This is a genomic window from Ensifer sp. MJa1, from assembly GCF_037026475.1.
GTDB lineage: Bacteria > Pseudomonadota > Alphaproteobacteria > Rhizobiales > Rhizobiaceae > Ensifer.
Genome location: NZ_JAKUMO010000001.1, coordinates 436,358 through 461,209, shown reverse-complemented (window position 1 = coordinate 461,209; position 24,852 = coordinate 436,358). Strand labels below are relative to the sequence as shown.

Annotated in this window: 21 protein-coding genes; 8 read left to right on the top strand and 13 right to left on the bottom strand. The window is 62.4% G+C overall.

Translation table 11 applies throughout. The features are described from left to right. Window positions 1-60 precede the first annotated feature (60 nt). From MKZ91_RS02355 to MKZ91_RS02340, 4 genes are all read right to left on the bottom strand, one after another. Entirely contained in the window at window positions 61-1,155 is a 1,095-nt protein-coding gene (locus tag MKZ91_RS02355) for an ABC transporter ATP-binding protein (RefSeq protein WP_336167559.1), read from the bottom strand. Window positions 1,156-1,159: 4 nt separating this feature from the next. After that, window positions 1,160-2,110, bottom strand: a complete 951-nt coding sequence (locus MKZ91_RS02350; RefSeq protein ID WP_442892176.1) for a carbohydrate ABC transporter permease — start codon at window positions 2,108-2,110, stop codon at window positions 1,160-1,162. Next, window positions 2,103-3,011, bottom strand: coding sequence for a carbohydrate ABC transporter permease (locus tag MKZ91_RS02345; protein WP_336167558.1), 909 nt, complete (start codon window positions 3,009-3,011; stop codon window positions 2,103-2,105). The genes MKZ91_RS02350 and MKZ91_RS02345 overlap by 8 nt, the downstream gene beginning before the upstream one ends. 213 nt (window positions 3,012-3,224) lie before the next feature. Further along, complete coding sequence (locus MKZ91_RS02340; protein ID WP_336167557.1) at window positions 3,225-4,460, bottom strand: ABC transporter substrate-binding protein; 1,236 nt, start codon at window positions 4,458-4,460, stop codon at window positions 3,225-3,227. Window positions 4,461-4,979: 519 nt separating this feature from the next. Here MKZ91_RS02340 and MKZ91_RS02335 point away from each other — a divergent pair. Together MKZ91_RS02335 and MKZ91_RS02330 are read left to right on the top strand one after the other, a co-directional pair. Beyond that, window positions 4,980-6,038, top strand: a complete 1,059-nt coding sequence (locus MKZ91_RS02335) for a LacI family transcriptional regulator (RefSeq protein ID WP_336167555.1) — start codon at window positions 4,980-4,982, stop codon at window positions 6,036-6,038. A gap of 112 nt (window positions 6,039-6,150) precedes the next feature. After that, a complete protein-coding gene (locus MKZ91_RS02330; RefSeq protein WP_336167553.1) occupies window positions 6,151-7,773 on the top strand; it encodes an ABC-F family ATP-binding cassette domain-containing protein in 1,623 nt (540 codons plus the stop codon). 458 nt (window positions 7,774-8,231) lie between these two features. Here MKZ91_RS02330 and gndA read toward each other — a convergent pair whose 3' ends face one another. The 5 genes from gndA to ccoG form a co-directional block, all read right to left on the bottom strand. Continuing rightward, entirely contained in the window at window positions 8,232-9,662 is a 1,431-nt protein-coding gene (gene gndA, locus MKZ91_RS02325; protein WP_336167551.1) for an NADP-dependent phosphogluconate dehydrogenase, read from the bottom strand. Between the two features lie 180 nt (window positions 9,663-9,842). Further along, window positions 9,843-10,001 carry a cbb3-type cytochrome oxidase assembly protein CcoS gene (gene ccoS, locus MKZ91_RS02320; protein ID WP_336167549.1) on the bottom strand — a complete coding sequence of 53 codons (159 nt, stop codon included), beginning with the start codon at window positions 9,999-10,001 and terminating at the stop codon, window positions 9,843-9,845. Then, window positions 9,998-12,289: a cation-translocating P-type ATPase gene (locus tag MKZ91_RS02315; RefSeq protein WP_336167547.1), complete on the bottom strand. Its 2,292-nt coding sequence runs from the start codon at window positions 12,287-12,289 to the stop codon at window positions 9,998-10,000. Before MKZ91_RS02315 ends, ccoS begins: the two co-directional genes overlap by 4 nt. Next, a complete protein-coding gene (locus tag MKZ91_RS02310) occupies window positions 12,286-12,798 on the bottom strand; it encodes a FixH family protein (protein ID WP_336167545.1) in 513 nt (170 codons plus the stop codon). Before MKZ91_RS02310 ends, MKZ91_RS02315 begins: the two co-directional genes overlap by 4 nt. Next, window positions 12,795-14,369 (bottom strand): cytochrome c oxidase accessory protein CcoG, encoded by a 1,575-nt coding sequence (gene ccoG, locus MKZ91_RS02305; RefSeq protein ID WP_336167543.1) that lies wholly within the window; start codon window positions 14,367-14,369, stop codon window positions 12,795-12,797. Before ccoG ends, MKZ91_RS02310 begins: the two co-directional genes overlap by 4 nt. A gap of 440 nt (window positions 14,370-14,809) precedes the next feature. Here ccoG and MKZ91_RS02300 point away from each other — a divergent pair, with 440 nt between their 5' ends. From MKZ91_RS02300 to MKZ91_RS02280, 5 genes are all read left to right on the top strand, one after another. Then, window positions 14,810-15,625: a helix-turn-helix domain-containing protein gene (locus MKZ91_RS02300; RefSeq protein ID WP_336167540.1), complete on the top strand. Its 816-nt coding sequence runs from the start codon at window positions 14,810-14,812 to the stop codon at window positions 15,623-15,625. 78 nt (window positions 15,626-15,703) lie between these two features. Next, window positions 15,704-16,111: an SRPBCC family protein gene (locus tag MKZ91_RS02295; RefSeq protein WP_336167538.1), complete on the top strand. Its 408-nt coding sequence runs from the start codon at window positions 15,704-15,706 to the stop codon at window positions 16,109-16,111. A gap of 4 nt (window positions 16,112-16,115) precedes the next feature. Further along, the gene (locus MKZ91_RS02290) at window positions 16,116-16,469 is read left to right on the top strand and encodes a VOC family protein (RefSeq protein WP_336167536.1); all 354 of its coding nucleotides are present in this window, start codon (window positions 16,116-16,118) and stop codon (window positions 16,467-16,469) included. 426 nt (window positions 16,470-16,895) lie between these two features. Continuing rightward, complete coding sequence (locus tag MKZ91_RS02285) at window positions 16,896-17,792, top strand: hypothetical protein (protein WP_336167534.1); 897 nt, start codon at window positions 16,896-16,898, stop codon at window positions 17,790-17,792. A 258-nt stretch (window positions 17,793-18,050) separates the two neighbouring features. Next, window positions 18,051-20,441 (top strand): arylsulfatase, encoded by a 2,391-nt coding sequence (locus MKZ91_RS02280; RefSeq protein WP_336167532.1) that lies wholly within the window; start codon window positions 18,051-18,053, stop codon window positions 20,439-20,441. 224 nt (window positions 20,442-20,665) lie between these two features. On the opposite strand, the gene ccoP is transcribed toward MKZ91_RS02280, so the two are convergent. From ccoP to ccoN, 4 genes are read right to left on the bottom strand one after another with little or no spacing between them, the layout of a single operon-like run. Continuing rightward, window positions 20,666-21,529, bottom strand: a complete 864-nt coding sequence (gene ccoP / locus MKZ91_RS02275; RefSeq protein WP_336167531.1) for a cytochrome-c oxidase, cbb3-type subunit III — start codon at window positions 21,527-21,529, stop codon at window positions 20,666-20,668. Next, complete coding sequence (locus MKZ91_RS02270) at window positions 21,529-21,684, bottom strand: cbb3-type cytochrome c oxidase subunit 3 (protein WP_336167529.1); 156 nt, start codon at window positions 21,682-21,684, stop codon at window positions 21,529-21,531. Before MKZ91_RS02270 ends, ccoP begins: the two co-directional genes overlap by 1 nt. 13 nt (window positions 21,685-21,697) lie before the next feature. Further along, on the bottom strand, window positions 21,698-22,429 hold the full coding sequence (ccoO, locus tag MKZ91_RS02265; RefSeq protein WP_336167528.1) for a cytochrome-c oxidase, cbb3-type subunit II: 732 nt from the start codon (window positions 22,427-22,429) through the stop codon (window positions 21,698-21,700). A gap of 12 nt (window positions 22,430-22,441) precedes the next feature. Then, window positions 22,442-24,070, bottom strand: a complete 1,629-nt coding sequence (gene ccoN, locus MKZ91_RS02260; RefSeq protein WP_336167526.1) for a cytochrome-c oxidase, cbb3-type subunit I — start codon at window positions 24,068-24,070, stop codon at window positions 22,442-22,444. A gap of 189 nt (window positions 24,071-24,259) precedes the next feature. On the opposite strand from ccoN, the gene MKZ91_RS02255 reads away from it, so the two are divergent. Beyond that, a complete protein-coding gene (locus MKZ91_RS02255) occupies window positions 24,260-24,760 on the top strand; it encodes a hemerythrin domain-containing protein (protein WP_336167524.1) in 501 nt (166 codons plus the stop codon). The last annotated feature ends 92 nt before the right edge of the window (window positions 24,761-24,852 follow it).

The following is a 24,852-nucleotide window of genomic DNA, read 5'->3' as shown; positions in this document are numbered from 1 at the left end:
TACTAGGAGATGCCGGGCAGAACGCCCCCGCCCGGCATCTCCTTGTCTCAGAGTCGGTTCTCAGATCCGATTCTCGCTCGTCGCATCGAAGATCGAGGCGACGCCCATGTCGAAGGAAAGCGTCACCGCCGTGCCCGGCGCGTAGCGCCGCTGGCCGGCGATGCGCACCGACATCGACTGTCCCGCGAGCTTCAGCCACAACAGGTTGTCGGCGCCCATCGGCTCCTCGATATCGACCACCGCACGGTGTGACGCTGCCGCCCCGCTTGCCACCTCGTCGACGCGCACATGCTCAGGCCGGAGGCCGAGCACGACCTTCTGGCCGTGCACGAAGGGTGTCCGCGACGGATAGGCCGACACGTCGAAATCAACGCCGTTGACGTGGACATAGGCCCGCTGGTCGCGCAGCTGCAGCTCGCCACGGAAGAAGTTCATCGACGGCGAGCCGATGAAGCCGGCGACGAACAGGTTTTCCGGCGCGTTATAGATCGTCATCGGATCGGCCAGCTGCTGGATCACGCCGCTCTTCATAACGGCGATACGGTCGGCGAGCGTCAGCGCCTCGATCTGGTCGTGGGTGACGTAGATCATCGTGTTCTTCAGCGACTGGTGCAGCCGCTTGATCTCGACGCGCAGCTCCGAGCGCAGCTTGGCGTCGAGGTTGGAGAGCGGCTCATCGAACAGGAACACGTCGACGTCGCGCACCAGCGCCCGGCCGATCGCCACGCGCTGGCGCTGACCGCCCGACAGTTCAGACGGCTTACGCTTCAAAAGCGGCTGGATCTGCAGGATCTCGGCAGCACGGCTGACGCGCTTGTCGATCTCCTCCTTCGGGACCTTCGCGACCTGCAGACCGAAGGAAAGGTTCTTCTCCACCGACATCTGCGGATAGAGCGCATAGGACTGGAACACCATGCCGATGCCGCGGTCCTTGGGCTCTTCCCAGGTGACGTTCTTGTTCTTGATGAAGATCTGTCCGTCGCTGACATCGAGCAGGCCGGCGATGCAGTTGAGCAGGGTCGACTTGCCGCAGCCGGACGAGCCGAGCAGCACCAGGAACTCGCCGTCCTTGATGTCGAGGTTGAGCGTGTCGAGCACAGTGACGGCACCGAAGCTCAACGACAGGTCTTTTACCGATACGCTGACGTTTTGCATGTCCTTACCCTTTCACTGCGCCGGCGGCGATGCCGCGGACAAAAAGCCGTCCGGAGACGAAGTAGACGAAGAGCGGCACGGCGCCCGTGAGGATCGTCGCCGCCATGTTGACGTTGTATTCCTTCACACCCTGGACCGAGTTGACGATGTTGTTGAGCTGAACCGTCATCGGGTAATATTCCGGCCGGGTGAACACGACACCAAACAGGAAGTCGTTCCAGATGCCGGTGACCTGCAGGATCATCGCCACCACGAAGATCGGCAGCGACATCGGCAGCATGATCTTGAAATAGATCGTCCAGAAGCCGGCGCCATCGACGCGCGCTGCCTTGAAGAGTTCCTCCGGCAGGCCGGCGAAATAGTTGCGGAAGAGCAGCGTCAGGATCGGCATGCCGAAGATGGTGTGCACGATGATGAGGCCGGTCAGCGTGCCGTAGATGCCCATTTCGCGGAGCACGATGACGATCGGATAGATCATCACCTGGTAGGGAATGAAGGCGCCGACGATCAGGATGGTGAAGAACAGCTCCGCCCCCTTGAAGCGCCAGTTGGCAAGCGCATAGCCGTTGACCGAGGCAATCGCGATCGAGACGATCGTCGAGGGCACGGTGATGCGCACCGAGTTCCAGAAGCCGCGCGAAAGCCCGTCGCAGTTCAAGCCCGTGCAGGCGCTCGACCAGGCCTTGACCCAGGGCTCGAACGTCATTTCGAGCGGCGGGGCGAAGATGTTGCCAAGCCTAATTTCCGGCATGCCCTTGAGCGAGGTCATGACCATCACGTAGAGCGGCAAGAGATAGTAGAGCGCCACGACGAGCAGGGTGCCGTAAATCATGATGTTGCGGCCCGACAGCGCCCGCCGCGGTCTGGCGCCGCGGGGACCGGCGAGAACCCGCGTGGCCTCAGCCTTGGGGGCGGCCTCTTCAGCCACAGAATTGAAAGCAACGATATCAGACACGCTTGCGCCCTCCCCCGAATTCCAGATAGGCCCAAGGCACGATGATGATGGCGACGGTGATGAGCATCATCGTCGAGGCGGCGAAGCCCTGGCCGAGGTTTTGCGCCTGGAACATGTAGTCGTAGACGTATTTTGCCGGCACTTCCGAGGCGATGCCCGGGCCACCGCTCGTCTGCGCCACCACCAGGTCGTAGACCTTGACGATGCCGCTCGCGATGATCACCAGCGTGGTGATGAAGACGCCGCGCATCATCGGGATGACGACGAAGATGTAGGTCTTCCACATCGGGATGCCGTCGACGCGCGCGGCCTTCCAGATATCCTCGTCGATGCCGCGAAGACCCGCGAGCATCAGGCACATGACGAGCCCGGTACCCTGCCATAGGGCGGCGATCAGGATGCCGTAGATGACGATGTTGGCATTATAGAGCGGGTCGAAGGTAAAGCTCTCCCAGCCGGCCGAGCGCACCACCGACTGGATGCCGAATTCCGGGTTGAGCAGCCATTGCCACACCAGGCCCGTCACGATGAAGGACAGGGCGAAGGGATAGAGCATGATGGTGCGGAAGGTGTTTTCGAAGCGGATCTTCTGATCCATCAGCGCCGCCAGCACGAAGCCGATCACCAGGCTGAAGATCAGCGAGAAGATGCCGTAGATCGCCAGATTCTGCACCGAGACCAGCCAGCGCGGCGCGTCCCACAGGCGTTCGTACTGATCGAAGCCGACAAAGGATAGCCGCGGCAAGAGCTTGGAATTGGTGAAGGAATAGACGACCGTCCAGATCGTGCCACCGAGGAAGATCACCACGGCCGTCAGGATCATCGGGACGGAGGCAATCTTCGCATTCAGGTTCCGCAGCCACTGGTTCGGTCGGCCCGAACCCTGAGTGTGACCCGCCATGTTTCGTTCCTCCGGAACTGCATTGGGTTTCGGACGATGGGCAGCGCGGCGCAATCAGAGCGCTACGCTTTCCGCATCAGGGCGACAACCGCTCCCGAAGCGCCGCGCGGACTTGGTTCGCTGCATGGCACCGGCGCGGCTAGACCGCACCAAGGGAGGCCTTGGCCGGCTCCGCCGGAAAGGGACGGAGCCGGTCAATCAAGGCAGTTGCGGTTACTCCGCGTTCGCGATGATATCGGCGAAACGCTTCTGCGCGTCTTCCGGCGTGATCGACGGATTGGCGAAGAATTCGGAGAACAGGTCTTCCTTCTGCTTCTGGCTGTCGGCCGAAAGCAACTGGTCGGTGCCCTGGATCACGTTGCCCTTGGCAAGGATGTCCAGCCCCTTCTTCATGCAGTCGTTGGCGGCCGCGAGATCAACGTCGCCACGCACCGGCAGCGAGCCCTTCTTCAGGTTGAAGGCCACCTGGGTCTTCGGATCGAGCAGCGTCGAAGCAAGCGCTTCCTGGGCCTTCGATTTCTCCTCGTCCTCCAGCAGCGGGAAGTAGAAGGCGTCGCCGCCGGTCGAGATCACTTCGTTGACACCGAGGCCCGGCAGGCAGGCGTAGTCCGTTCCGGCCTTCTGGCCGGCAAGCTGGAACTCACCCTGCGCCCAGTCGCCCATGATCTGGCCGCCGGCCTTGCCGGTGATGACCATGTTGGTCGCCTGGTTCCAGTCCTGGACATTGGTGCCCTTGGACATGCGGCGGGCATCGTCAGCCGCCTTGAACACCTTGGCGATTTCCGGGCCGGCCGCCACTTCCTCGTCCTTGTCGCCAAAGACCTTCTGGAACGTGTCCTTGCCGGCGATCGCCACCATCAGCACGTCGAAGGCGCCAGCCGCCTGCCATGCCTGTCCGCCAACGGCGAGCGGCACGATACCGGCCTTTTCCAGCGCCGGGGCCGCGGCAACAAACTCGTCCCAGTTCTTCGGCACTTCGACGCCGGCCGTCTTGAAGGCGGCGTTCGAAAGCCACAGCCACTGCCAGGAGTGGATGTTGACCGGTGCGCAGTAGATCTTGCCGTCGATGGTGCAGGAATCGAGCAGGCTTGCCGGCTTGATGATGTCCTTCCACTTCTCGCGGGTCGCGACATCGGTCAGGTCGCGCATCAGCCCGGCCTGCACCAGTTCCTCGGCCTGACGGCCATGGTTGAACTGCGTTGCGCCCATCGGGTCGCCGCCGGTGATGCGGCTGATCATGATCGGCCGCGCCGTGCTGCCGGCGCCGGCGATCGCGCCATCGACCCAGTGATTGCCCGTTGCGTCGAAGGCCTTGGCCAATTCGGCGACGGCGGCTGCTTCACCGCCCGACGTCCACCAATGGGTCACTTCAAGATCGGCAGCATTGGCTGCGCTGAGTGGCAGGGCCACGGCGGCCGAAAGAATGGCGGCGAAAGAACGTAGTTTCATGAGTCTCCTCCCTCACTGTAACGTTACCGTAAAAAACTTAGTGCAATCGATTACAGGACGCAACACCCACCACAATCGATTTAAACAGAATCTTAAAAAACACCTATTGCGTGCAGATGACAGCGCTGGCTCAAAGCGCTTTGCGCCCGACGCCGACTGCATGGCAGCTCGCAGAAGTTTCCGTTATTTCGTTGAAAATTATATATTTTCGCCAACGTTCGTATAACGATGCGGCAATTTCCATCTCGCAGGTGCAAAAAACACGGGCCCCAAGGTACGATTCAACCAGGCCGCTTCATTTTCTGCAGTGCAGCAACGAAAACGCTCGACATTGCTACTGTATCGTTACAGATTTGAAGCAATTCGATCCATCCAAAGCAGGATAGCCGCTCGCAGCTTTTCGTATATAAGGCGATAAAGTGACGCGGCGGCCGGCAGTGGACAGGGCTGAGCCGACGCGTCTCGCTGCCGAACGAACAGGGCTGGCGGCACGCGGGCAGAGAGTGGGCGGTGACGGCAATGGACAACAAGACGAAAAACAGGCCGCAGACGCCGCCACCGGACGGTGGCCGTCCGACCCTGAAGACGATCGCCTTCATGACCGGGCTCGGCATCACCACGGTGTCGCGGGCGCTGAAGGATGCACCCGACATCGGTGCGGAGACCAAGGAGCGCGTGCGGCTCGTCGCCAAGCAGATCGGCTATCAGCCGAACCGCGCCGGCGTGCGGCTTAGAACCGGCAAGACCAATGTGATCAGCCTGGTGCTGACGCTCGAAGAAGAGATCATGGGCATTACCAGCCCGATGGTCGTCGGCATCACCGAGATCCTGGCCGGCACGCCCTATCATCTCGTCGTGACCCCCTATAGCGCCGTCAAGGATGCGCTGGCGCCGATCCGCTACATCCTCGACACCGGTGCCGCCGACGGTGTCATCATCTCGCGCACCGAGCCGCACGATGCGCGCGTGGCGCTGCTTACCGAGCGCGGCCTGCCCTTCGTCACCCATGGCCGCACCGAGATGGGCATCGTTCACCCCTATCACGACTTCGACAACGAGCGCTTTGCCTATGAGGCGGTGCGCAAGCTAGTGGCGCGCGGAAGGCGCAAGCTGGTGCTGCTCGAGCCGCCGCCACACCTCACCTTCTATTCGCACATGCGCGCCGGCTTCGAACGGGGCCTGCGTGATTTCCAGGCCGATGCGGTCGGCTTCCACCAGACCAACATCGACCATTCACTGGTCGAGATCCGCGACGCCTTCGAGATCCTGATGCGCTCGGAAGACGCGCCGGACGGCATCGTTTCGGGCAGCGGCTCCGGCGCGATCGCGCTGATCGCCGGTCTTGAGATGGCCAAGAAGAAGCTGACGGAAGATTGCGACATGGTTTCGAAGTCCCCGAGCGACTTCCTTCGCTGGCTGCGGCCGGAAGTGATGACCATGTATGAGGACATCCGCGTTGCCGGCCGTGAACTCGCCAAGGCAGTGATTGGCCATATCGACGGCCAGCCACCGGAAACGCTGCAGAGCCTCAGCCAGCCGGAGTTCCAGCCGCCGATCACACGCGGTTTGCGGGCCTAGGAGAGGCTGAAAACAGACCTGAAGCCTTGCTTGTGACGCAGAAACCTGCGACAGGCCGGGGCAACAATCGGGCGCGCGTGCGCCCCGCTCCTCCCTTCAGGCTACCGCAGACATGATCCGCATCGAAAACATCAGCAAGCAGCTCAGCCACCGTATCCTCTTCATCGAAGCCTCCGCTGCCCTCAACCGGGGTGAGAAGGTCGGCCTCGTCGGCCCGAACGGCGCCGGCAAGTCCTCGCTCTTCCGCATGATCACCGGCGAGGAAATCCCGGACGAAGGCCAGGTGGCCGTCGATAAGGGCGTCACCATCGGCTACTTCAACCAGGACGTCGGCGAAATGGCCGGCAACAGCGCGGTTTCCGAGGTCATGAACGGCGCCGGCCCGGTGAGCGAAGTCGCCGCCGAGCTGCGCGAGCTCGAAGCCGCCATGGTCGATCCGGATCGCATGGATGAAATGGATGCGATCATCGAGCGCTACGGCGAGGTGCAGGCCCGATACGAGGAGCTCGACGGCTATGCGCTGGAAGGCCGCGCCCGCGAAGTGCTGGCGGGCCTGAGCTTTTCCCAGGAAATGATGGACGGTGACGTCGGCAAACTCTCGGGCGGCTGGAAGATGCGCGTGGCGCTTGCCCGCATCCTCCTGATGCGTCCGGACGTGATGCTGCTCGACGAACCGAGCAACCACCTGGATCTCGAAAGCCTGATCTGGCTCGAAGACTTCCTCAAGAACTATGACGGCGCGCTGATGATGACCTCACACGACCGCGAGTTCATGAACCGCATCATCACCAAGATCATCGAGATCGACGCGGGCCAGCTCAACGCCTACTCGGGCGACTACGGCTTTTATGAGCAGCAGCGCGCCCAGAACGAGAAGCAGCAGCAGGCGCAGTTCGAGCGCCAGCAGGCGATGCTCGCCAAGGAAATCAAGTTCATCGAGCGCTTCAAGGCGCGCGCCTCGCACGCCTCGCAGGTGCAGAGCCGGGTGAAGAAGCTCGAGAAGATCGACCGGGTGGAGCCGCCGAAGCGCCGCCAGACCGTCGCCTTCGAATTCCGCCCGGCGCCGCGCTCCGGTGAAGACGTTATCAACATCAAGGGCGTGCACAAGAAGTACGGCAGCCGCAGCATCTACGAAGGCCTGGACTTCATGGTCCGCCGCCGCGAGCGCTGGTGCATCATGGGCATTAACGGCGCGGGCAAGTCGACGCTTCTGAAGCTCGTTGCCGGCTCGACCGAACCGGACCAAGGCAATGTCGCGCTCGGCGCCAGCGTCAAGATGGGCTATTTCGCCCAGCACGCCATGGACGTGCTCGACGGCGACCGCACGGTGCTGCAGCAGCTGGAAGACACCTTCCCGCAGGCGGGCCAGGCGCCGCTGCGCGCGCTTGCCGGCTGCTTCGGCTTTTCCGGCGACGATGTCGAGAAGAAGTGCCGCGTGCTTTCGGGCGGCGAGAAGGCGCGCCTCGTCATGGCGATCATGCTGTTCGATCCGCCGAACCTGCTCGTGCTCGACGAGCCGACCAACCACCTCGACCTCGATACCAAGGAAATGCTGATCAAGGCGCTGGCGGACTACGAAGGCACCATGCTCTTCGTCTCGCACGACCGCCACTTCCTGGCAGCGCTGTCAAACCGCGTGCTGGAGCTGACGCCAGACGGCATCCATCAATATGGTGGCGGCTATACGGAATACGTCGCCCGCACGGGCCAGGAAGCCCCGGGTCTTAGAAGCTAAGGCAGGCTGATGCTTCCGCGAGTTGGGCGCTGCGCGCCAGCGCCCAACTTTTCGCGATGCCCGCCCGCAATCGGCAAGATCGGACCAACAAGCTGGCCTTTGCACACACAAAAAGGCTCGGCTCTAAATCGGTTCTGAAAAGAACTAGGTTCTTGTGAAGCGTTACCGTAGCAACCTTGCAAGATTAGGAGCGTTGCCGGGTGAAATCGATCGGACTTTGGTCCGATGGGCCGTGCCAAAGGTCCCAGCCGAGGAACTCGACAGTCATATGTGATCGGGGCCGCGGTGATGCCATGGCGCACCGTGTAGCGCAACGCCATTGACAGACACCGATGGGCGGCACGCCGATCGATAGCCCGTGACGCTCGACCCTTCTCAAGACGCCAGCCGAGCACGCGGCCCTAAACGCAAACGGGGCGACCGATGGCCGCCCCGCTTCAAGCACATCTACCCGAGCTTTAGCCGTTGAGGCCGCTACCCCACGGGCCATGATGGCTGTCAGCGCCATCGATACGGTCGAATCCATGGGCGCCGAAGAAGTCGCGCTGGGCCTGGATGACATTGGCCGTGCCGCGGCCGCGGCGGTAGCTGTCGAAATAGCCGAGCGCCGAGGCAAGGGCCGGAACCGGCAGGCCGCCGAGCACGGCTGCCGAGACGACGCGGCGAAGCGCTCCGTCGGTTTCCTTGACCATGGCGGCAAAGGCCGGCGTGACGATCAGGTTGGCGGCGTCCGGCGCCTTGGTAAAGGCGGTGGTGATCTCGTCCAGGAACTGCGAACGGATGATGCAGCCGGCACGCCAGATCTTGGCAATCGTCGGCATCGGCAGGTTCCAGTGGAACTCCTTCGATGCCGCCGACATCACGGCGAACCCTTGCGCATAGGCGCCGATCTTTGAGGCCAGCAGCGCGCTTTCGAGATCCTTGATGAAGGCAGCCTTGTCGGCGACCTTGAACTCACCAACCTGAGGCAGCCCGAGGATCTTTTCGGCCGCCTCGCGCTCGTCCTTCATCGAGGAGATGCTGCGGGCTGCAACCGCCGCCTCGATGCCGGTTGCCGGCACGCCCATGTTCTGCGCCTCGATCACCGACCACTTGCCGGTGCCCTTCTGGCCGGCCTTGTCGAGGATCAGATCGACGATCGGCTTGCCGGTCAGCGGATCGGCCGCCTTCAGCACCTTCTCGGTGATCTCGATCAGGTAGGAGTTGAGGCGGCCCTTGTTCCAGGTGCCGAAGACTTCGCCGATCTCGCTCGCCGACATTTTCAGGCCGTCGCGCAGGATGCCGTAGATTTCGGCGATCATCTGCATGTCGGCATATTCGATGCCGTTGTGGATGGTCTTGACGAAGTGGCCGGCGCCGTTTTCACCGAGCCAGGCAACGCATGGGTCGTTGTCGTATTTGGCAGCGATCGAGGTCAAAACGCTCTCGACGCGCTTCCAGGATTCTTCCTTGCCGCCGACCATGATCGACGGGCCGTGACGCGCGCCCTCCTCACCGCCGGAAACGCCCATGCCGATGAAGGTGAGGCCACTGTCCTTCAGCGCCTCGAAGCGGCGCATCGTGTCGCGGAAGTTGGCATTGCCGGCATCGATCATGATGTCGCCCTTGGCCAAATACGGCTTGAGGATTTCCATCTGCTGGTCGACCGGTTCACCGGCCTTGATCATGATGATGATCGGGCGCGGCGGGCGGATGGCGGCGACAAATTCCTCGATCGTGTCGCAGGGCACGATCTGGCCCTTGAGTTCGCCGGCTTCCGCGTAGAACTTGTGCGTCGCTTCGACGGTACGGTTGAACACCGCGATCTTGTTGCCCTTTTCAGCGATGTTGAGCGCCAGGTTCGAGCCCATGACGCCGAGACCGATTAGGCCGATTTCCGCCTGTGACACGTGATTGCCTCCATTGGACAGAAGCGCCGGACGCGATCGGGATAAACGCGTCAGTGCCGGCTCTTCGAATTGAACTTCGCCCCCTCGTCGCGGGCTCTGTCGAAGGCCCTGGCGCGAGAAGCGACGGCGGAGGTTGTTTTGGCATTCAAATCGATTAACGACAAGCGATTCCTGACAAAATCACTTCTTTTCGGGCTTGCCATCGCCATCGTCGAGCACCCGCCAGGAGGCGCCGTCCAGGTCCTCGTACTGGCCGCTCTTCAGCGCCCAAAGAAAGGCGACAAGGCCGAGCCCGCCCAAAAACAGCGCAATCGGAATGAGATACATCAACGTGTTCATGGGGCACTCCCGAGCGGCCGCAAGCTGGCAGGCGCCTGCCGTTGCGATGTTGCCTCGGCGACATTGCCGGCGGCGGCTTTGAGACGCAAGGCATTGACGACGACAATGATCGACGACGTCGACATGGCGACGGCCGCGACCAGCGGCGTCGCATAGCCGAGGATCGCGATCGGTACCGCAATCACGTTGTAGCCGATCGCCAAGGCAAAGTTCTGGCGGATCAGCTGCCCGGCCCGGCGCGACGTTTCGATCGCCATCGGCACGGCGTTGAGCCCCTGATGCAGGAAGACGAAGTCCGCCGCCTGGCGACCGACATCGGCCGCCGTCGCCGGCGCCATCGAAACATGGGCAGCCCGGAGCGCCGGAGCATCGTTGATGCCGTCGCCGACCATCAGCACGCGGTGCCCACCTTCGGCGGCGGCAGCACATTCGTCCACCTTGCCGCGCGGCGTCAGTTCCGCCTTGAAGCGCTCGATGCCGACCCGGCGCGCAAGCGTTGCGACGACCGGTGCGCGGTCGCCCGAAAGAATTCCCGTCGAAAGCCCCAGGCGACCGAGCTCCTCGATGCTTTCGCGAGCAAACGGCCGCAGCCGGTCCTCGAAACGGAAGCAGGCAAGTTCACGGCCGTCGAGCGACAGGATCGCCTCCGACTGGCCGCTGGCCTGGCCGGCGTCCCCGCAGGCAAAGGCACGGCTGCCGAGCCGATAGATACCGGCTTCGGTGCTGGCCTCGATGCCGGCACCCGGGATCTCCCGGATCTCGCCCTCAATGACCGGCGCAAGCTGTGCCGCATCGTGAATGGCCATGGCCAGCGGATGGCGTGAATGGGCGGCAAGTCCTGCAGCCGTCGAAAGCACCGCAGGCTGGATCTCCCCGCCATTGACGAGCCACGGCTCGCCCACCGTCAACGTGCCCGTCTTGTCGAGCAGCACCGTATCGATCTCGGCAAGCCGCTCCATCGCCGAACCATCCTTGACCATGACGCCGTTCTGGAAGAGACGCCCGGCCGCGATCACCTGAACCACCGGCACCGCAAGCCCGAGCGCGCAGGGGCAGGTGATGATCAGCACGGCCACCGCAACCAGCATGGCGTGGTGAAGGTCGCCGTTGACGAACATCCAGCCGATGAAGCTCAAGAGCGCCAGCAGGTGCACGGCCGGCGAATAATACTGCGCCGCGCGGTCGGCGATGCGGCGGTAGCGCGCCCTACCCCCTTCAGCGGCCTCCATCAGCCCCATGATTTCGGCCAGCAGCGAGTCGCGCGCCGCTGCCGTCGCCTCGATCGTCAGCGGCCCGGTGAGGTTCAGCGTGCCCGCCTCCACCGTATCGCCGGCCTTCACCGGCGCCGGCGCGCTCTCGCCGTTGACGATCGAGCGGTCGAGATCGCTGGCACCAACCAGGATGCGCCCGTCGACCGGGATGCGTTCGCCGGCCGCGATCGCCAGCTTTTCGCCGGGCTTGATCTCGTCGACCGGGCGATATTCGCGCCCGCCATCGGCATCGACGACCATGGCGCCGCGCGGCGACAACCTAGCCAAGCTGCTGATCGCCGAACGCGCCCGGCCGCGCATCATATGATCGAGCGTGCGACCGATGAGCAGGAAGAAGAGCAGCATCACCGTGCCGTCGAACCAGGCATGGGTGCCGTGGGTGATCGTCTCATAGAGCGAGATCGAGTAGGAGAGCGTGATCGCCAGCGCAATCGGCACATCCATGTTGGTGCGGCGGTGCTTCAGCGCATTCCAGGCGGAAGCATAGAAGAAACGCCCCGAATAGATCAGCGTCGGCGCGGCGATCAGCGCCGAGATCCAATGGAAGAGGTCGCGCGTCGCGGCTTCAGCCCCTGACCAGACGGAGACGGACAAGAGCATGATGTTGGCAGAGGCAAAACCCGAGACGGCAACGGCACGCACCAGCTGCTTCAGCGTCTGGTCGCTGTCTTCCTCGCCCGGCGCAAAAAGATGGGTCTCATAGCCGCGGGCCCGGATGGCTCGCGCGAGGTCGCGCGGATCGGTGCGCGTGCCGCCGATCTCCTCGTTCCAGACGATCGAGACCCGGCGCGAAGAAAGATTGACGCGAGCGCGCTCCACCTCGGGCAATGCCTTCAAGGCACCTTCGAGCGTGGAAATGCAGGCGCCGCAATGCACGCCGGGAACGCTGAGGTCCGTCTGGCGCAGGCCGCTGCCGAGCGACCGGCTCGTCAGCCACAGCTCTTCCGAGGTCGGCAGCCCCTGCCCGGCCCTGTCGATCTCCAGAGCTCCCTCGGTTCCCGGGGCGCAACAGCTCATTGGGCATCTCCCGGTGCGATGAAGCGGATCGCCTGGCGATAGACGACGGTTTCGCCAGAGGTCGCAGTGATATCGGCAATCCACTGGCCGCGTTTCAGCGTTGTCGCGGCAACAAAGACGCCTTCGCCCTGATGCGCCATCTCGACCGTCACGTCCTCGTGCTCCTCAACCGGGCGCTTCAGGACCGCAACCACCTTGTCTGCCGTCATTTCCGGATTGCCCCGACGGGTAAGCGTGTAGCGCACCGCCCCCTTTTCGACGCTGAGCTTGCCGTCAAGACCGTCGGCGGCAAAGGACTTGGCCTCCTTCACCTTGCCGTTGAACTGCTGGCTCGCGACATAGGTGTTCTGCACCACCAGCCCGCTCCAACTATGGCTGGCGTTCCAGGCCATGATCAGGTTGACGGAGATGATCGTGCCGAAGAACAGCACCATGACGCCGAGCATGTGCCATCCGGTAAAGGGGCGCGGTGCTTTCGCCGGCTTCGCCCCTGCCTGATTGAGTGTCATTTCGCGGCTCCCGGGCTGTTGAAGTTGGCCTTGTAGACGTCACGCTCGTGGCTCGACGGATCCTCGGCGATCAAGCTGAAACCGTCAGCCGCTTCGGAAAGCTTGTCCTTTGGCAGCGTGACGAAAACCTTCACTGCCGTGACCTTGTCCGGATCGACACCGACGGCGAAGACGCGGCCGTCGCCCGGCGCCTGGCCGGCGATACGCATCGTTGCCGAAGGCATACCGTCGATTGCAAGCGTGATGGTGCGCTGTTCGGGGATCATGTTCAAGAGTTTGACCATGTAGCCGTTGCGCACGGAGCCATCGGATTCGAGCACGAATTGCGGATTGCGGTCATGCAGCACGTTGAGTTCAAGCCGATCGCGCGCAAGCAGCGCATAGATGAGACCGATGCCGACCAGCGTCCAGACGCCGAGATAGACGAGCACGCGCGGCCGGAAGACGATCTTCCAGTTGAAGTGGCGCACCTTGTCGGAAAACTTGCCTTCGGCATCCCGTACCCGGCTTGGATCGATCGCAGCCGTACCGCCATTGGTGGCAAGCGCCATGTTGGCGGCATAGTCGTTGAGGGTCGCATAGGAGATAAGCCCGCGCTCGCGGCCGAGCTTGTCCATGACACCGTCGCAGGCATCGATGCAGAGCGCACAGGTGATGCACTCGAGCTGCTGGCCGTCGCGAATGTCGATGCCCATCGGACAGACGACGACGCAGGCATTGCAATCGACGCAATCGCCGACCGCCTCGCCGGCCGCGACCGCCTTCTTCTGGTGGCGCGAGCGCGGCTCGCCGCGCCAGTCGTTGTAGGTGACAACAAGCGAATTCTCGTCGAGCATCGCCGCCTGGATGCGTGGCCAGGGGCACATATAGGTGCAGACCTGTTCGCGCATCAGCCCGCCGAAGACATAGGTGGTGGCCGTCAGTATCGCGACGGTCATATAGGCAACCGGCGGCGCTTCCAGCGAAACGAAGCTTTTGAGCAGTGTTGGCGCATCGGCGAAATAGAAGATCCAGGCGCCGCCCGTTGCAATGCCGATCAGGATCCAGATCGAGTGCTTTGACACCCGTTTGATGACCTTGTCGAACGTCCAGGGCCCGGCGTCGAGCTTCATGCGGGCATTGCGATCGCCCTCGATATAGCGCTCGACGACCAGGAAGAGATCGACCCACACGGTCTGCGGGCAGGTGTAGCCACACCAGGCGCGGCCGACGGCGGAAGTGACGAGAAACAGGCCGAAGCCCGCCATAACCAAGAGCCCGGCAACGAAGAAGAATTCCTGCGGCCAGATCTCGATGAAGAAGAAATAGAAGCGCCGGGCGGCAAGGTCGACCAGCACCGCCTGGTCCGGCGCATGTTCGCCACGGTCCCAGCGGATCCACGGCGTCAGATAGTAGATGCCGAGCGTGACCAGCATCACCAACCACTTGAACCGGCGGAAGCTGCCTTCGGCGCGCTTCGGGAAGATCTTCTTGCGCTTTTCGTAGAGCGGCTTGCGCAGACGCGCCGCGTTGACCGGCTCGGCCTCGTGACGTTCGACGGTGGCTGGATTTGCGGCGGATTGAGGGCTCATTGGTGGGAAATCCCCGGATATGTCATGTATTGCCCGACGTCTTGCCCGATTTGCCCGCCGAAAACGTTGATCTGTGTCAAGTTTGCGGGCCAAAGCGCAGCATGCGGCGAAAGGTCCGGGCTCCGGCAAGGCGTGCCCAGGCTTTCGCTTGAAAACCGCCCGGCGTGCCGTCTTTGCCATGATCGTCTCGGACACATCCGCAGGCATCGCCACCGCCTATGACGCAAGCCGCCACTTTCCCTGGCTCTGATGGCGACGATCAACCTCATTGCCATCCCACCTCTGTCCGCTACCATCGCCAAACCAAGGACGACTTCGCCCAGCGCCTGCAGGGTCTCGGACCCCGCCGACGGTGATCCGGAACTGCGGGGCCGGACCGACGGCGAGCTCTGGACGCGCGAAGTGGCGGTCGGCATGAACGGACGCGTGGAGGACAAGGCATGCATGGCTCAAACGGGCCGCCGACGTCGACAAGGCCGACACTGGCAAAACAGCGCGGCATCTACCTTGAGCGGGCCGCGCCCGAGGCGCTTACCGCGCATGTCGCATGCCTGTGGAGCCACCATATGCCGGAAGGGCCGCCAGTACCGATGGCGGTCGTGCCCGACGGCTGCGTCGATATCCTCTGGTCTCAACATGGCCTGGTCGTCGCCGGCCCGGACCGAACCGCAGCCTTTCCGGTGATTGCACCGGGCACAACGGTCGTGGGCCTGCGCTTCCGGCCGGGCGTGGCGGCTTCATTCCTGCGCACGTCTCTTTCCGACATGACCGGCCAGGTCGTCCCGCTCGACGCCTTCTGGGGCAAAACCGGGCGCGAACTCGATGCCAGGCTGCGCGAGGCTCCGGATGCGAGCCACCGCACCGAAATCCTTGCAGAGGCGGTGCTGCAGCGCCTGTCATCCGTCGTGCCTCCGCCGGACGATGTCGCCGCCTGCCTTGCCCACCTCCGGCAAAACCAAGGCGCTCCCGACAACCCCATTCACGCGCTGGCGGCTGCCACCGGCACGAGCGAGCGCACGCTGCGTCGCCGCTGCCACGAGCATTTCGGCTATGGCGCCAAGACGCTCGACCGCATCCTGCGCCTGCAGCGCTTCCTTAAGGCCTGCCGAAGCGAGCCATCGCTGACCCTCGGTACCCTCGCCCTTGAGGCCGGTTACGCCGACCAGGCGCATCTTTCGCGCGAGGCCCGGGAGCTGACATCGCTGTCGCCCGCCGAAATCCGCCGCCAGCTTGGCGGCCATCGGCGTGCTGCTTGACGACTGGCCGCCGGTTGGCCGTTTCGTTCAAGACCCGACGCAGCCGCCATGCTATTTCCAGATGACGGAGAGCAAAGCATGCAAACACACGCAGCAAAGATCATTCACATCACCATCGATCGCGACTGGCGCGAGATCTATGCCTTCATGGCCAAGCGTGAAAACATGCCACTCTGGGCCTCGGGCCTCTCGTCCGGCCTGACACGTGACGGCGACGACTGGCTGGCGACCGGCCCGCTCGGTACGGCGCGGGTACGCTTTGCGCCCGACAACGCCTTCGGGGTCGTCGACCACCTGGTGACGCTTACCGACGGCACGAAGGTCAACAACGCGCTGCGTGTCGTGCCGAACGGCGATGGCGCCGAGGTGATGTTCACGCTGCTGCGCCAGCCCGAAATGAGCAACGAACAGTTTGCCGGCGACAGCCGCTGGGTGGAGAAGGATCTCGCCACCCTCAAATCGATCATGGAATCAGGAAACAGGTAGGACCATGGGTAGCAAGGGAAACGACCGCCGCATCGACTATGTCGAGTTCAATGTCGCGGATATCGCCGCAGCCAAGGCCTTCTATGGCGGCGCCTTCGGCTGGACCTTTACCGACTACGGCCCGGAATATTGCGAATTCCAGGATGGCCGATTGACGGGCGGCTTCACCACCATGGGGCCGGTCAGGACCGGTGGACCGCTGATCATCATCTATGCCGACCGGCTGGAGGACACGCTGGCGCGCGTCGAAAAGGCCGGCGGCAGGATCCTCCAGCCGATCTTCTCCTTCCCGGGCGGCCGCCGTTTCCACTTCGCCGATCCCGACGGTTACGAACTGGCGGTCTGGTCGGCGCAGTAACGGGCCGAGAAGTCCCTGGCGGGAACGAAGGGGCGGCCAAAACGGGCCGCGCGACAGGCTTGGACACCGTAACAGGGGTTGGACACGGGCAGAGGGTCGCTATCCTTGCTGCCTCAACTCTGGCGCGTTACAGATATCCAGCAGCCGTGCGTCCGCACGGCAAGAGACGCTGCGTCAAAAATGCCGGAACCCGCGTTCCTCGCGCCGCCGACGCGGCGCGACTGGATTTCCGTAATGGGCACAGATATGAGTGAGATCCTGGTGATACCCGCGTTCGATCGATAGCCAAGGTCGTAGCTCCGCCGGAAACGAAACGGCCTTGCATGTGCTCCGCTTAACCTGTGGGCGCGCGCCTCCACTTTACCCCGGCTTAATCTCTGCACGTCAGAATTGCGCGCTGACAAACTCCCGCAAGAGCGCAGAGCCATGGCCGACACACACGAGTTTCTGAAGAATTCCGTCATCATCGGCGCCCATCCCGACGACGAGCTCCTGTGGTTCACCTCGATCCTTGGCAAGGTCGACGAAGTCATCATCCTTTACCGCGACATCTGGTCGGAGCCGCAGATGGGTGAGGCGCGGACGGCCGCGATCGAGGCCTATCCGCGCAGCAATGTGCGCTTCCTCGAAATGGAAGAAACCGGTTCCTTCGACTGCGCCGACTGGACCAACCCGAAGATTGGCCCTTTCGGCATGGAATTCGGCACGGAGGGAACCCGTCGCGAAGCCAAGCGCATCGTCAAGAAATCGCTGTCGCAGCTGATCCCCGGCAATTTCCGCCATTCGACCCGGCCGATCGCGCAGGCCTACCGCGACAACTACGAGACGCTCTACCGCACACTGCTGCCGCTGCTCAAACCCGACATGAACGTCTTCACCCACAATCCCTGGGGCGAATACGGCCACGAAGACCATGTTCAGGTCTTCCGCGTGCTCGACCGGCTGCGCGACGAGATCGGCTTCAAGCTGTGGATGTCCAACTACTGCACCGAGCGCTCGATGCCGCTTGCCATGCAGTATTTCAGCCGCAAGCCGACCGACTATGTCCGCATGCCCGCCGACAAGGCCTTTGCCGAACAGGTCGCCTCCGTCTATCGCCGGCACGGCTGCTGGACCTGGCGCGACGACTGGATCTGGTTCGACGACGAATGCTTCATGGAAGCGCCGCGCAGCAAGCCCGAGGGCGGCGGCTTCCACCTCTTGCCAATGAACCTCTTCAACTTCGGCACCGTGGTGAAGAAGCCGGTCAACACCTCGTTGTTGCTCGGCACCGCACTTTCGAGCGTGGTGGTCGGTGCAACGATCGCCGCGGCGCTCGAATGACAAAGGCCGCGACCTTCGACGCGGCCCTGCCCGCAGCCAGCCGTCCCTCCCCTGACTTTAGCGGTATCGTCACCGGGCGCCCTTAAGCTCGCCCCTCACTGTCCTGTCGGACATCTCTCCCCGCAGGCGGGGAGAATGTGCCGGCAAACGGATGAGGGGCAGCCCCAGCAGGGCATGCGAAGCGGCTTCGTAACTGTTACAACCTTGTCTTATTTTAGCACCGTGTAATTCTCGTCGTTTCACCGGAGGAGAAGCGACATGCTAAGACTTGGAACGCTATTTCTCGCCACCTTGAGTTTGACGGCAGCGTCGAATTTCAATGTCAATGCGCAGGAAACCACGGGTGAATTGGGTTCGCCCAGTGCAACAACGACGATCGACGGTCGATATCTGCCGAACCCGCCGGCGGCTTTTGGTGGAGAAATCGGCCTCGACGCGAAAGCCTCAAAACCCTATTGGCCACCGCAGATCGTTCCCCGAAAGGGCGCCCCCAACATCCTTCTGATCATGACGGATGACGCTGGATACGGCGTCGCGGGCACTTTCGGAGGCGTGATCCCCACACCGGCACTCGACCGTGTTGCAAACGCGGGGTTGCGCTTTACGCAGTTCCATTCCACCGCGCTCTGTTCGCCGTCGCGCGCCGCACTCATCACCGGCCGCAATCACCATTCAACGGGTTTCGGCGTCATCTCCGAGCAGGCGACCGGTTATCCCGGCTACGACTCGATCATAGGCATAGAGAACGCCACGATCGGCGAGATCCTGAAGCAGAACGGCTACGCCACGTCCTGGTTCGGAAAGAACCACAACACGCCCGCTTTTCAGTACAGCGCTGCTGGCCCGTTCGATCAATGGCCGACGGGTATGGGCTTCGATTACTTCTATGGCTTCATGGGTGGCGATAGCAATCAATGGGAGCCGTACCTGTTCCAGAACACGACTCAGATTTTCCCCTGGACCGGTAAGCCCGGCTACAACCTCATAACGGACACAGCGGACAACGCGATTGATCACATCAAACAGCTAAATGCGGCAGCACCCGACAAGCCGTTCCTCGTTTACTACGTGCCCGGTGCCACTCATGCTCCCCACCATCCAACCAAGGAGTGGATCGACAAGTTCAAGGGCAAGTTTGACATGGGGTGGAACGAGCTGCGCGAACAAATTTTCGCCAATCAGAAAAAGCTGGGCGTGATTCCAGCCAATACGCAGCTCACTGAATGGCCAGATAGCCTGCCGAAATGGGACTCTCTCGACGCAGAAAGCAAGAAGCTGTTTGCTCACCAGGCTGAGGTGTTTGCTGCCTACGTAGCCTACTCGGACCATGAGATCGGGCGGGTTATCCAGGCCGTCGATGATCTGGGTAAGCTCGATAACACGCTTGTCATCTACATAGAAGGTGACAACGGAACCAGCGCTGAAGGAAGCGTGCTGGGAACCCCGAACGAACTGATCACGCTCGAAGGCATGCAGATACCGGTCGCAGAGCAGATGAAATTCTATGATGAATGGGGCTCTAACCAAACCTATCCGCACATGTCGGTTGCCTGGTCATGGGCGTTTGACACCCCGTTCAAGTGGACGAAGCAGGTTGCCTCACACTTCGGCGGTACGCGCCAGGGCATGGCAATGTCCTGGCCAGCACGGATTAAGGAAGCCGGTGGTATTCGCACTCAGTTCCACCACATGATTGATATCGTTCCTACGATCCTCGAAGCAACAGGCATAACCGCCCCGGTCATGGTCGATGGCGTTGCCCAAAGGCCGATCGAAGGTGTCAGCATGGTCTACAGCTGGGACAACGCCCAAGCTCCATCTGCCCGCAAGACCCAATATTTTGAAATGTTCGGCAATCGCGGCATCTATAGCGATGGCTGGTATGCCTGCACGACACCGCCAGCAGCGCCTTGGTTGATGGGCACGACAGCGATGCCCGAGGTCGTCGATGGCTACAAGTGGGAACTGTACAACCTCACGGAGGACTATTCCCAGAACAACGACCTTGCCGCAAAAATGCCCGAGAAGCTGCGCGAGATGCAGGAACTGTTTCTTATGGAAGCGGCGAAATACGACGTCTTCCCCTTGGACAACTCGATCCTGGAACGACTTACCACGGCACGGCCGAGCGCCACGGCCGGACGGAAGGAGTTCAGCTACGCCGGCGTAATGCCAGGTATTCCGACAAGCAACGCACCCAGCATCATCAACAAGTCCTACACGATCACCGCCGAGGTAACCGTTCCTGAAAGCGGCGGCGAAGGTATGCTCGTTACCACAGGGGGGCGCTTCGGTGGATACGGGTTCTACCTCCTCAAAGGCAAACCCGTATTTCTGTATAACTTCGTCAACATGGAGCGCTTCCGCTGGGAGGGGCAGGACACCCTTTCATCCGGCAAGCACACGCTGGTGTTCGATTTCAAGTCCGACGGACCCGGCATGGGCAAGGGCGGCACTGGCGTCCTGAAGGTGGACGGCAAGGAGGTCGCGAGCGCGCAAATACCACACACGATCCCAGCGCTCATGCCTTGGGATGAGACTTTCGATGTGGGAGTCGATACTCGCACAGGTGTAGAAGAAACTGATTATCAGGTACCGTTCGCCTTCAACGGTGAAATCGCAAAGCTTACGGTCAATCTGCAGCCGTAGACCTTACTGCATGTCTCCTTAAATCGACCTCGATTTAAGGAGAAAGACATGCAGCAAATCAAAGTGTTACAGCGACCTTTGCGCGTCTGATTAGACGCGCGGCGCTGTAGTGTGCGGGCTTTGGGAATTTGCGTCCCAGAGCCCGCAGTCTCACACGTCAGACTTCAGAGTTTACCACGCGATATGCAGCATGGTGGGCCCGGAGGGGCCAGCACCCGTGACTGTCACTCACCCCCGCCCAGCGAATGCACGAACACGGCAAGCTGCTTGACCGTGGTATCGCCAAGCCGCGGCAGCCAGGCCGGCATGACGCCGTGCTTGGGTGCCTTCATCTGGGCGATAATCGCCTGCTCGCCCTCGCCGTTCAGCCACAGCGCGTCGGCAAGATCGGGTGCGCCGAACTCGCGGTTGCCCTTGGCATCCGCGCCATGGCACGAGGCACAGTTGGCGGCATAGAGCGCCTTGCCCGGCTCGACCAGCGATGCATCCGACGGCGTGCCGGTGAGGCTGACGGCGTAGGCGGCCGTCTGCTTGATCTCCTCGGGCTTGAGGATCTCGGCAAAGGACGGCATTTCCGAAACGCGGGTCTCGCCGTCGCCATTGTAGCGGATGCCGTGGGAGATCGTCTGGTAGATCTCCTCGGGCTTGCCACCCCAGAGCCAGTCGTCGTCGTTGAGGTTCGGGAAGCCAGCCGAACCGGCGGCGCCCGAACCGTGGCACTGGGCGCAGTTGACCTTGAACGCCGAGGCGCCGCCGGAGACGGCGAACTGCTGCAACTGCGGATCGGCCATGATATCGGCGAGCGAACTGGATGCGATCCTCTCCAGATTGCCCGCCTGGGCCGCCTTGGCACTCGCAAGCTCGGCACTGACTTCGGCACGGCTCGAATAGCCAAGCACGCCCTTGGTCGCGTCGGTCAGAAGCGGCACCGCCGGATAGACGATCATGTAGCCGACCGCCCAGACGATGGTCGCGTAGAAGGTATAGACCCACCAGCGCGGCATCGGGTTGTTCAGTTCGCGGATCCCGTCCCATTCGTGGCCGGTGGTCTCGACGCCGCTGATTTCGTCGACGTGTTTGTCCGCCATTACAAGTCCTCCTTGAGGGGGATGGCTGCGGCATCATCGGCGGCCTTCTTGGCGCCGGGCCGGAAGATGAAGGCGACAACGCCCAGGAAGAAGAGCGTCATGGCAAGGAGCGCCCAGCTGTCGGCGAACTGGCGCATGGCCGTGTAGGTTTCCATGTTGCGGATCTCCTTAGCGGTAGCCGGTGGTGTCGTCATAGGTGGAGAAGTCGACCAGCGTGCCGAGCATCTGCAGATAGGCCACAAGCGCGTCCATCTCCGTCAGCTTCTGCGGATCGCCGTCGAAGTCGCCGAGCTTGGCCTTCGGATAGCGTGCCTCGACGCCCGACGTGTCGGCATTCGGATCGGCCTGCGCCTTGATGTCGGCAAGCGCGTTGTCGATCATCTCGTCCGTATAGGGAACGCCGACTGCCTTGTTGGCCTTCAGGTTCGCGGCGATGTTGTTCACATCGAGCGGAGTCGCCCTGAGGAAGGCGTAGCTCGGCATCACCGATTCCGGCACCACCGAGCGCGGCTCGATCATGTGCTGCACGTGCCACTCGTTGGAGTAGCGGTCACCGACGCGCGCCAGGTCCGGCCCGGTACGCTTGGAGCCCCACTGGAACGGATGGTCGTACATGGATTCAGCCGCCAGCGAGTAGTGGCCGTAGCGCTCCACCTCGTCGCGGAACGGACGGATCATCTGGCTGTGACAGACGTAGCAGCCTTCACGCACATAGACGTCGCGACCGGCAAGCTCCAGCGGCGAATAGGGCCGCATGCCTTCCACCTTCTCGATGGTGTTTTCGAGATAGAACAGCGGCGCGATTTCCACGATGCCGCCGACGGCGACGACGAGCAGCGAGCCGACGAGCAGCAGCGTTGCGTTGCGTTCGAGCGTGGCGTGTTTGTCGAGTATGGACATTGTCTATGCCCCCTATTCCGCAGCATTCAGCGCCGGCGTCGCTCCGAAGATCGGAGCTTCGTCACGCACGCGGCCGAGGATGGTCATTGTTACGTTGAAGGCCATGAGCAGCGCTCCGGCGAGGAAGAGTGCGCCGCCAAGGGCACGCAGCACGTAGTAGGGCAGCATGGCCGCGACCGATTCCGCGAAGGAATAGACGAGGAAGCCCTGGTCGTCGTATTCGCGCCACATCAGGCCCTGCTGGATGCCGGCGACCCACATGACCGCCGCGTAGACGACGATGCCGAGGGTGGCGAGCCAGAAGTGCCAGTTGACCATGCGCACGCTGTAAAGCCGCTCGCGGTTCCACAGCTTCGGCACGAGATAGTAGATCGCGCCGAAGGTGATGAGGCCGTTCCAGCCGAGCGCGCCCGAATGCACGTGGCCGATGGTCCAGTCGGTATAGTGGCTAAGCGAGTTGACGGTCTTGATCGACATCATCGGACCTTCGAAGGTCGCCATGCCATAGAAGGCAACAGCCATTACCATCATGCGGATGATCGGGTCGGTGCGGATCTTGTCCCAGGCACCCGACAGCGTCATCAGGCCGTTGATCATGCCGCCCCAGGAGGGCATCCACAGCATGATCGAGAACACCATGCCGAGTGTCTGCGCCCAGTCGGGCAGCGCCGTATAATGCAGGTGGTGCGGACCCGCCCAGATGTACATGAAGATCAGCGACCAGAAGTGGATGATCGACAGGCGGTAGGAATAGACGGGGCGGTTGGCCTGCTTCGGGATGAAGTAGTACATCATGCCGAGGAAGCCGGCCGTCAGGAAGAAGCCGACGGCATTATGCCCGTACCACCATTGCGTCAGCGCGTCCTGCACGCCGGCAAAGGCCGAATAGCTCTTCGAGCCGAGGAAGGACACCGGCACCGCCAGGTTGTTGACGATGTGCAGCATCGCGATGGTGACGATGAACGCGAGATAGAACCAGTTGGCCACATAGATATGCGGCTCCTTGCGCGTCAAAAGCGTGCCGAGGAAGACCGCAAGATAGGCGACCCAGACGATGGTCAGCCACAGGTCCACATACCATTCCGGCTCCGCATATTCCTTCGACTGGGTGATCCCCAACAGGTAGCCGGTGGCGGCCATGACGATGAAGAGCTGGTAGCCCCAGAACACGAACCAGCCGAGATTGCCGCCGAAGAGGCGCGCGCGGCTGGTGCGCTGGACGATGTAAAAGGATGTGGCGATCAGCGCGTTGCCGCCGAAGGCGAAGATCACGGCCGAGGTGTGCAGCGGCCGCATGCGGCCGAAGTTGAACCAGGGCTCGATATTAAGGTCGGGAAAGGCGAGCTGCAGCGCAACCACGACGCCCACGAGAAAACCGACGACGCCCCAGAAGACGGTGGCGATCACGCCATATTTGACCACCTCGTCGAAATACTCCGACTTTGGTGGTGGTGGTGGCGTCCTGCCCGCTGAAACCGGGCTGAACTCGATGCGTCGCATCAGCATGATGGTGCCGGCGAGAAGCACGAAGAACAGCACCCACATATGGGCTTCAAAGTGCCGGTCCTGGGCAAAACCTGCGCCGACAAGCGCAAGGAAAGCCCCGACCCCGAGCAGGATCATCTCGAAAGTGTATTTCATGGTTGGGTCCCCAACTTGGTCCGAACGCATGCGGCAACACACCCCTTGGGAAGGCACGCCACCGCAGCTGGCCGGAAAGTGTCAGAATCAGGGCGGCTGCACCTTGATTCAGATCAAGGCTGCTCCACCTCGAATGGATCATCCTCGGCAAACAATAGGGAGCGCCGTGGGAGCTGGCGTCGAAAGCCAATGAAAAAGACTTATGAGCAAGGGCGTATCCGCAGCCGGCTGGAGCCGCCTGCCCGGCCCGTCGCGACGACCGAGCCGTTCGCCTGGCTTGCGCGTGCCCATGAAGAGCAGCTTGCGCTCTGCAACTGTCTCGAGGAGATCGCCGACAGCCTGCCGGGCGAAATCGACCGGCAGAAATGCGTCTACGCCGCCAAGGTGCTTGAGCCGATGATCCGCGAGATGCATTCCGGTGAGGAGAGCCTCGTTTTCCCGTGGATCGAACGCACCTTCCGCGGAGATCCGACCGTTGGCGCGACCCTGGAGAGGCTCAAATACGAGCACTGCGAGGACGAGTGCTTCGCCGAGGAATTGACGGAAATGCTGGAGCGCCTTGGCGCCTCCGACCAGAGCGTCAATGCCGAGACCGCCGGCTATATGCTGCGCGGCTTCTTCACCAGCCTGCGCCGACATGTTGGCTTCGAACAGGAATGTCTGCGCAGTATGACGGCGCCGGCGGGGTGAACGGCCTTCCGGCGACAGCGCGGGCGTCTTGATCGGATGCGCAACGGTCGCCGTGCGACTTTCAACGGCTGCCGTTTCTGCCGTCACCTCGG

Excerpts from the sequence above, each read along its gene's own strand:
- MKZ91_RS02355 (WP_336167559.1), bottom strand. The coding sequence starts at position 1,155 with ATGCAAAACGTCAGCGTATCGGTAAAAGACCTGTCGTTGAGCTTCGGT.
- MKZ91_RS02345 (WP_336167558.1), bottom strand. The coding sequence starts at position 3,011 with ATGGCGGGTCACACTCAGGGTTCGGGCCGACCGAACCAGTGGCTGCGG.
- MKZ91_RS02340 (WP_336167557.1), bottom strand. The coding sequence starts at position 4,460 with ATGAAACTACGTTCTTTCGCCGCCATTCTTTCGGCCGCCGTGGCCCTG.
- MKZ91_RS02335 (WP_336167555.1), top strand. The coding sequence starts at position 4,980 with ATGGACAACAAGACGAAAAACAGGCCGCAGACGCCGCCACCGGACGGT.
- MKZ91_RS02330 (WP_336167553.1), top strand. The coding sequence starts at position 6,151 with ATGATCCGCATCGAAAACATCAGCAAGCAGCTCAGCCACCGTATCCTC.
- ccoS (WP_336167549.1), bottom strand. The coding sequence starts at position 10,001 with ATGAACACGTTGATGTATCTCATTCCGATTGCGCTGTTTTTGGGCGGG.
- MKZ91_RS02315 (WP_336167547.1), bottom strand. The coding sequence starts at position 12,289 with ATGAGCTGTTGCGCCCCGGGAACCGAGGGAGCTCTGGAGATCGACAGG.
- MKZ91_RS02310 (WP_336167545.1), bottom strand. The coding sequence starts at position 12,798 with ATGACACTCAATCAGGCAGGGGCGAAGCCGGCGAAAGCACCGCGCCCC.
- ccoG (WP_336167543.1), bottom strand. The coding sequence starts at position 14,369 with ATGAGCCCTCAATCCGCCGCAAATCCAGCCACCGTCGAACGTCACGAG.
- MKZ91_RS02300 (WP_336167540.1), top strand. The coding sequence starts at position 14,810 with ATGCATGGCTCAAACGGGCCGCCGACGTCGACAAGGCCGACACTGGCA.
- MKZ91_RS02295 (WP_336167538.1), top strand. The coding sequence starts at position 15,704 with ATGCAAACACACGCAGCAAAGATCATTCACATCACCATCGATCGCGAC.
- MKZ91_RS02290 (WP_336167536.1), top strand. The coding sequence starts at position 16,116 with ATGGGTAGCAAGGGAAACGACCGCCGCATCGACTATGTCGAGTTCAAT.
- MKZ91_RS02285 (WP_336167534.1), top strand. The coding sequence starts at position 16,896 with ATGGCCGACACACACGAGTTTCTGAAGAATTCCGTCATCATCGGCGCC.
- MKZ91_RS02280 (WP_336167532.1), top strand. The coding sequence starts at position 18,051 with ATGCTAAGACTTGGAACGCTATTTCTCGCCACCTTGAGTTTGACGGCA.
- ccoP (WP_336167531.1), bottom strand. The coding sequence starts at position 21,529 with ATGGCGGACAAACACGTCGACGAAATCAGCGGCGTCGAGACCACCGGC.
- MKZ91_RS02270 (WP_336167529.1), bottom strand. The coding sequence starts at position 21,684 with ATGGAAACCTACACGGCCATGCGCCAGTTCGCCGACAGCTGGGCGCTC.
- ccoO (WP_336167528.1), bottom strand. The coding sequence starts at position 22,429 with ATGTCCATACTCGACAAACACGCCACGCTCGAACGCAACGCAACGCTG.
- ccoN (WP_336167526.1), bottom strand. The coding sequence starts at position 24,070 with ATGAAATACACTTTCGAGATGATCCTGCTCGGGGTCGGGGCTTTCCTT.
- MKZ91_RS02255 (WP_336167524.1), top strand. The coding sequence starts at position 24,260 with ATGAAAAAGACTTATGAGCAAGGGCGTATCCGCAGCCGGCTGGAGCCG.